Here is a 7210-nt window from a genome sequence, read left to right on the forward strand (position 1 = left end):
CGGTAACGGGTAGGCTCCTACGGTCCGCCATCCGGGCCGCCGACCCGGCCCCCGCCCGCGCTTTCCGGGCCCGCGGGGGGATCTGACGGGACATCTGAAGCAGAGAGGGCAATTCGGGGGATGCCAAGCCAGTCCGCTCCAGCACGACGACGCTCCACCTCGCACGGCCGGAGGCCGGACGCCCCGGGCGGACGCCGGGCCCGCAGCGCGCCGCCCGCGCCCGCGGCGGTCGGCCCGGTGAGCCTGCGGCTGCTGCCCAGGCCCGGGCTGCTGGGCCGCCGCCTGGAACTCAAGCAGATCGTCCAGCTGGAGGTCGCCGCCGCCCTGGTGGCGGTCGGCTGGTCGATCAACACGATGATGGCGGGCGTCTTCGCGGTGCCCGCGCTGATCCTGGCCGCGGTGGCGCTGCTGCGGCTCGGCGGCCGCACCACCGGCGAGGCGGTGAGCGTCCGTTCGACGTACAACTCCCGCCGCAAGGAAGCGAAGTACAACGTCCCGCCGCCGGGCACCGACCCGGCCATCGCGCCCGTGATGGAGCTCGACCCGGCGCTCAAGACCTGCACCCACGCGATCGAGACCGACCTCGGCGACGGCCGGCCGCTGCGCCGCGAGACCGGCATGGTCGGCGACGGCACCTTCTTCACCTCGGTGCTGCTGGTGCAGTCCAAGGACCAGCCGCTGCGCCCGGGCCGGGCCGCCTCCGCCGTCCCGCTGGACCTGATCTGCTCGGTCCTGCAGGTCGACGACATCTGCCTGGAGTCGGTGCAGCTGGTCCAGCACACCCAGCCCGCGCCCGCGCCGCACCTGCCCGAGCACTCGCTGGCCGCCCGCGCCTACCAGCAGACCCCCGGCGGGGTGAACACCCCGGCGCTGCGGCTGACCTGGGTCGCGCTCAAGCTCGACCCGGAGCGCGCGGCCACCGCCGTGCTGGCCCGCGGCGGCGGCGAGGAGGGCGCCCGCAAGACGCTGCAGCGCGTCACCGACCAGCTGGCCGGCCGGCTCAACAACGCCGGGTTCACCGCCACCGTGCTGGACGAGCGCGAGCTGATCGCCGCGCTGGCCATCTCGGTGTGCGCCAACCCGGTGGCGGTGGCGGGCCGGCAGGGCTCCGGCGGCGGCGGGGTGGGCGTGCGCCGCACCCAGGAGTCGGCGAAGTACTGCCGGATCGACGACCGCTGGCACGCCACGTACTGGATCTCCAAGTGGCCGGTGCTGTCCCGCCCCGGCATGGGCGGCGGCCGGGTGGCCGCCCCCGACCTGGTCAACCAGCTGACCGGCACCCCCGCGTTCGCCTCGACCTTCTCGGTCACCGCGACCCGCGCGCTGGGCGGCTCGGTGGCGCTCAGCGGCCACCTGCGGCTGACCGAGCACAACGAGGCCAGGCTCGTCCAGATGGGCCGCCAGGTGGAGTCCCGGGCGCAGCACAACGGCGCCTCGCTGACCCGCCTCGACCTGGAGCACGCCCCGGGCCTGCTCGCCACGCTGCCCCTGGGAGGGACGTCCTGATGGCCTACCAGACCTACTCCGGCCAGGCCCCGCAGCCGGTCGAGCAGCGCCCGGTGCGGGTGCGTCCCGGGTACGGCCTGCGCGGCCCGCGCCGGGAGAAGCACGTGCTGACGGTCGAGGACCTGTCGGCGCTGGCCTTCCCGGTCGGCGACGACGGCGTGGTGATCGGCCTGGACCACCAGCAGCAGCCCGCGGTGATCGGCCTGTTCCGCCCGTCGGCGTTCGAGGTGGTGCTGGTCGGCGGCATGTGGACGGCGCAGCTGATCGCGCTGCGCGCGGCCGCCACCGGGGCCCGGATCGCGGTGGAGACCGGCCGTCCGCAGGCGTGGGCGCCGATGGCGCAGGCCGCGGGCGGCGGGCAGCCGTGCGTGACGATCCACCAGGTGGGCCGGTTGGGTGCGCAGGGCGCGTCGGTGGCGTCCCCCGTTCTGGTGGTCCGCGACCTGGGCGCGCGGCCCAACCGCAGCCGGCTGTCGGCGACGCCGTGGCAGACCACGCTGACCGTGCTGCCCTACCTGGGCCCGAACGCCGGACGGGTGATCAACACGGCCGACCTGGTCGGACTGCAGCGGGTCTCGCCGCAGGAGGCCGAACTGCTGGGCCGGCTGCTGTCGCTGGCCCCCGGTGACGTCAGCGCGCTGCCGACGCTGCCGGACAACGTGACGCTGTGGGCGACCCGGATGCGGCGCCAGTACGTGATGACCAACCAGGGCGAGGCCGAGACCCAGGTGCTGGGCGGCCCGCGCCGCATGGACTGACCGGGCTCCGGTCGGCCGGCGCGCTCCGGAGGGGTCCCGGCCCCGCCGGGGCGGGCCGGGCCGGCCGGGTCGCCAGGGTCGGCCGGATCCGCCGTCAGGTCGGGCACCGCCTTCAGCCCGGGCACCTGCACGGCCTAGTCTTGTTGCCCGACGGCAACCGCCGAAGCAGCTTCGGCGAGAACGAGGGAGCCCCAGTGAGCAGCGATCGGGACGGCGTCTACGTCGGCGACAACGCGGCCGAGGACGACGATGACTGGTCCGACGCCCCGGACTACAGCGCCCCGTCCTGGTACACCCAGAGCGCCGCGCCCGGCGCTCCGGTAGCGGCGCCGCAGCCGCAGCCGCCCGTCCAAGCGCAGCCGCCCGTCCAGCAGCAGGCCCAGCCGCCGCAGGTCCAGCCACCACCGGTGCAGCAGCAGGTGGCGGGGCCGCCGCCGGTGCCGGTCGCCCAGCAGCCGCCGGTGGCGCAGCAGGTGCCCGGCCCGCCGCCGGTGGCGGAGCAGGCTCCCCAGCCGCCCGCGCCGCAGCCGCCGGCGGCCGAGCAGCAGGCTCCCGAACCGCCCGTCGCCGTCCAGCCGCAGGCTCCGCAGCCGCCCGTCGACCCGAACGCGCCGGACGTGGCGGTGCCGGACGCCGCGCCGCCGGTGCAGCAGCAGGTGGCGGGGCCGCCGCAGCCGCCGGTCGCCCAGCAGCCGCCCGTCGCCGTCCAGCCGCAGGCCGCGCAGCAGCCGCCCGTCGCCGTCCAACCGCAGGCCGCGCAGCCGCCGCAGGCGCAGCCGCCGTACCCGCAGCAGGGCCAGCAGCCGTACCCGCCGCAGCCCGACGCCCAGCAGCAGCCGCCGCAGGCCCAGCCGCCGCAGTGGCCGAACCAGCCGTACCCGCCGCAGGCCCAGCCGCCGCAGCAGCAGCCGTACCCGCAGCAGGGTCAGCAGCCGCCGCAGGCCCAGCCGCCGCAGTGGCCGAACCAGCAGCAGCCGCCGGTGGACCCGCGGACGGGCGGCTGGCCGCAGCCCCAGCCCCAGCAGTACGCGCCGCAGCCGCCGCAGCAGCACGGTGTCGGCGGTGCGCCGCAGGCCCCGGCGCAGTTCCAGCAGGCGGCGGGGCAGCCCTCCGCGCACGGCGCGGCGCTCGGCTACACGGCCGCGGTGGAGCTGTCCTCGGACCGGCTGCTGCGCGGCCAGCCGAAGGTGCAGAAGCAGTCCAGGTTCCAGTTCGGCGGCAAGTCGGCGCAGGCCGGCAAGCAGCAGAAGCTGGAGCTGATCCGGCACCCGGTGATGACCTGCTACCGGATCGCGGTGATCAGCCTCAAGGGCGGGGTCGGCAAGACCACGACCACCACCTCGCTGGGCGCGATGCTGGCCAGCGAGCGGCAGGACAAGGTCATCGCGATCGACGCCAACCCGGACGCGGGCACCCTGGGCCGCCGCATCAAGCGGCAGACCGGGGCGACCATCCGCGACCTGGTGACGGCGATCCCGAACATCCGCAGCTACATGGACATCCGCCAGTACACCTCGCAGGACCCGAACTCGGGCCTGGAGATCGTCGCCAACGACGTGGACCCGGCGGTCTCCACCACCTTCGACGACTCGGACTACCGCCAGGTCATCCAGGTGCTCGGGCAGCACTACCCGATCATCCTGACCGACTCCGGCACCGGTCTGCTGTACTCGGCGATGCGCGGCGTGCTGGACCTCGCGGACCAGCTGATCGTGGTGGCCACGCCCAGCGTGGACGGCGCGTCCAGCGCCTCGACCACCCTGGACTGGCTGTCCGCGCACGGCTACGCGGACTTGGTGCAGCGGTCGATCACGGTGGTCTCCGGGGTGCGCGAGACCAGCAAGATGATCAAGGTCGAGGACATCGTGGCGCACTTCCAGACCCGCTGCCGCGGCGTCGTGGTGGTGCCGTTCGACGAGAGCCTGGCGGCCGGCGCCGAGGTCAACCTGCAGATGATGCGGCCGAAGGTCCGCGACGCCTACTTCGAGCTGGCGACGCTGGTCGGCGAGGACATCGCCCGCTCGCAGCAGCAGGCCGGCTGGCAGGCCCAGCAGCAGCAGCCGTACCCGCAGCAGGGCGGCTACCCGCAGCAACAGCAGCAGCCGTACCCGCAGCAGCAGTACCCGCAGCAGGGCGGCTACCCGCAGCAGGGCCAGCCGTGGCAGCAGCCGCCGCAGCCCGGCTACCCGCAGCAGGGCCAGCAGCCGTACCCGCCGCAGGCCCCGCAGCCCGGCTACGGCTACCCGCCGCCGCACGAGGCGCCGCCCCCGGGGTACGGCTACCCGCCGCCCCACCAGGGCTGACGCGACGTCGGAGCCCCCCGCGGAACACGCGTTCCGCGGGGGGCTCCGACGTCGGCGCGCAGAGCGCGCCCGGCAGCTTCAGGGGCGCTCGGGCGGCTTCAGGGGCGCTCGGTGAGGTCCCGGGCGCGCTTGACGTCCTCGGCCATCCGCTCCAGCAGGGCGTCGATGGAGTCGAACTTCTCCATGCCGCGCAGCCAGGCCAGGAAGTCCACGGCGACGTGCTGCCCGTACAGGTCGAGGCCGACCCGGTCGATGGCGTACGCCTCGACGGTGCGGGCGGTGCCGTCGAAGGTCGGGTTGGTACCGACCGAGATGGCGGCGGGCATGGTCTCGCCGTCGGCGGTCAGCCAGCCCGCGTACACGCCGTCGGCGGGGATCGCCGAGTGCGCGACGGTGTCCACGTTGGCGGTGGGGTAGCCGAGTTCGCGGCCGCGCTGGGCGCCGCGGACGACCTCGCCCTCGACCCGGTGCGGGCGGCCGAGGATCTCGGCGACGCCGGTCATGTCACCGGCCGCGACCAGGCGGCGGCACAGGCTGGAGGAGAACGGCTCGCCGTCGCCCGCGGTGCCGCGCACCTGCAGGTCGACCACCTCGACGGTGAAGTCGTCGGCCCGGCCGAGCTCGGCCAGCAGCTCGACGTCGCCCGCCGCGCGGTGCCCGAAGCGGAAGTTGGGGCCCTCGACGACCGCCTTGGCGTGCAGCGCGTCGACCAGCACCGACCGCACGAAGTACTCCGGGGACTCCTTGGAGAACTCGGCGGTGAACGGCAGCACCAGGACGGCGTCCACGCCCAGCTGCTCGACCAGTTCGGCCCGGCGCGGCTGCGGGGCGAGCAGCGGCGGGTGGGTGCCGGGCCGGACCACCTCGCTGGGGTGCGGGTCGAAGGTGACCACCACCGACTTCGCCCCCAGCTCGCCGGCCAGCTCCACCACCCGGTTGATGATCAACTGGTGTCCGCGGTGGACCCCGTCGAACGATCCGATGGTGACGACGCTGCGCCCCCAGTCCCCGGGGATCTCCTCCAGGCCGTGCCAGCGCTGCACCTGACCGCTCCTTGTTCCTACGGTGTGCACAACCCGTGCACTCGAAAGACCGAAACCGAACCCCTATAGCGTGCCATGCGACCGGCCCTGCCCAGGTACCGGAAGGCCCTTGGTGTGACCGGTCAGACGGCTGCCGGGACGGTCGACCTGGCGCTCGGCCTCGGCCGCGGCGTACTGCGGGTCCCGGCCGGACGCGGCGAGGGCCCGCATCCGGGCCAGCCGGGGCCCCTGGGGCGGTGACGGGGCGCCCTCGGGCCAGGACGCCAGCAGCCGGGCGAAACCCGCCCAGCGGCCCGCACAGCGCACCAGGGCGGCGTCCGCGCCCGGCCACCGCTCGGCGACCAGGCACAGCAGTTCGCGCACCCGCCGCCCGGGGTGCCCGGCGTGGCGGGCCGCCAGCGCCTCCACCACCGCGGCCAGCACCCGCTCGTCCCGCTCGGCGGCCAGCAGGGCGTCCAGCAGCTCCTCCCGGCCGCCGCCGGGCGCGGCCAGCACCGGCACGAAGACGGCCCGCACCGGCGGCTCGGCGGCCAGCACCGCGTCCAGCAGCGGACGGCCGTCCCGCCCGGCCTCCAGCAGCCGGTCCAGGTGCCGGGCGACCGCCCCGGCCCGCTCCGGGCCGTCCCGCAGCAGCTCGGCGGCGACCAGCGGCACCGAGGCGGCCACCGCCGGGTCGGCGGCCGCCTCCAGCACCCGCAGGTCCTCCCCCGGCCGGGCGTCCGGCACCCGCAGCCGCTCGCGCACCGCCGCCAGCACCTCCGCCGGGTGCTCGGCCACCAGGCCGGCCAGCACCTCGGCGGTCAGGAACGGGTCGCCCGCCCGGTACGCGGCCAGCGCGGCCGCCAGGTGCTCGGCCCGGCCCTCCGGATCGCGCACCAGCAGCGCCAGCGCCGCGCCGTGCAGGGCCGGTTCGTCCTCCCGGGCCAGCAGCGTCCGGGCCGCCAGCCGCAGCAGCCGCGCCCCCGAGCCCTCCGCGTGCGGGGCGGTGCGCAGCGCGTGCACGGCCGCCGCGACGTGCCGCTCGGGGCGCGGGTCGTGGCTCCACCGGTCGACCGCCCGGCACAGCGCGGACGGCTCGTGCTCGGCCAGCCGGCCCAGCAGCGCGTCGGCCCGCGGGTGGGCGGCGGCGACCAGCGCCTCCGTCAACTCGTCCAGCGCCAGCGCCCGGTGCTCGTACAGCAGTTCGTCGGCCAGCTCGGCGGCGGGCCCCTCGCCCCCGGTGCCCTCCCCGTACCAGGCGCACAGCAGCGGCAGCACCCCGCGCGGGTCGGCGGCCAGCAGCTCGGCCGCCGCCGCCCGGACCACCTCCGCCCGGCCCGGGCCGCGCGCCAGCCGGCCCAGCAGCGCGACCCGTTCGGCCACCGGCAGCGGCAGACCGACCCAGAACGCGGCGCCGAACCGCTCGTCCCGCCCGGCCCGTTCGGCCAGCAGCTCCAGCAACTCGCGGTGCGCGGACGGCTCCGGGCTCCCCGCCAGGCCCGCCACCAGCAGCCGGCCCGCCCACCAGTCCGCCTCCCCGCCGCGCTCGGAGCGCTCCAGCGCCGCCAGGGCCCGCCGCAGCCACCCGTCCAGCACCGCCGCCCCCCGCGCCTCCCCCGCC

General features: G+C 76.4%; 4 protein-coding genes and 1 pseudogene. 3 read left to right on the plus strand and 2 right to left on the minus strand.

What is annotated here, in order from left to right:
• Positions 1-120: 120 nt before the first annotated feature.
• From eccE to OO48_RS30390, 3 genes are all read left to right on the plus strand, one after another.
• A complete protein-coding gene (gene eccE, locus OO48_RS30380) occupies positions 121-1506 on the plus strand; it encodes a type VII secretion protein EccE (RefSeq protein ID WP_081952502.1) in 1386 nt (461 codons plus the stop codon).
• On the plus strand, positions 1506-2264 hold the full coding sequence (locus tag OO48_RS30385; protein ID WP_051733159.1) for a hypothetical protein: 759 nt from the start codon (positions 1506-1508) through the stop codon (positions 2262-2264). Before eccE ends, OO48_RS30385 begins: the two co-directional genes overlap by 1 nt.
• A gap of 194 nt (positions 2265-2458) precedes the next feature.
• Positions 2459-4567: a MinD/ParA family ATP-binding protein gene (locus OO48_RS30390; RefSeq protein ID WP_033222130.1), complete on the plus strand. Its 2109-nt coding sequence runs from the start codon at positions 2459-2461 to the stop codon at positions 4565-4567.
• Between the two features lie 98 nt (positions 4568-4665).
• Here the strand turns inward: OO48_RS30390 and OO48_RS30395 are convergent, their stop codons facing one another.
• Together OO48_RS30395 and OO48_RS30400 are read right to left on the minus strand one after the other, a co-directional pair.
• A complete protein-coding gene (locus OO48_RS30395) occupies positions 4666-5610 on the minus strand; it encodes a bifunctional riboflavin kinase/FAD synthetase (protein ID WP_033222132.1) in 945 nt (314 codons plus the stop codon).
• 63 nt (positions 5611-5673) lie between these two features.
• Positions 5674-7210, minus strand: a pseudogene (locus tag OO48_RS30400) (serine protease); the annotation flags it as partial.

Source organism: Kitasatospora phosalacinea (assembly GCF_000716545.1).
Lineage (GTDB): Bacteria > Actinomycetota > Actinomycetes > Streptomycetales > Streptomycetaceae > Kitasatospora > Kitasatospora phosalacinea.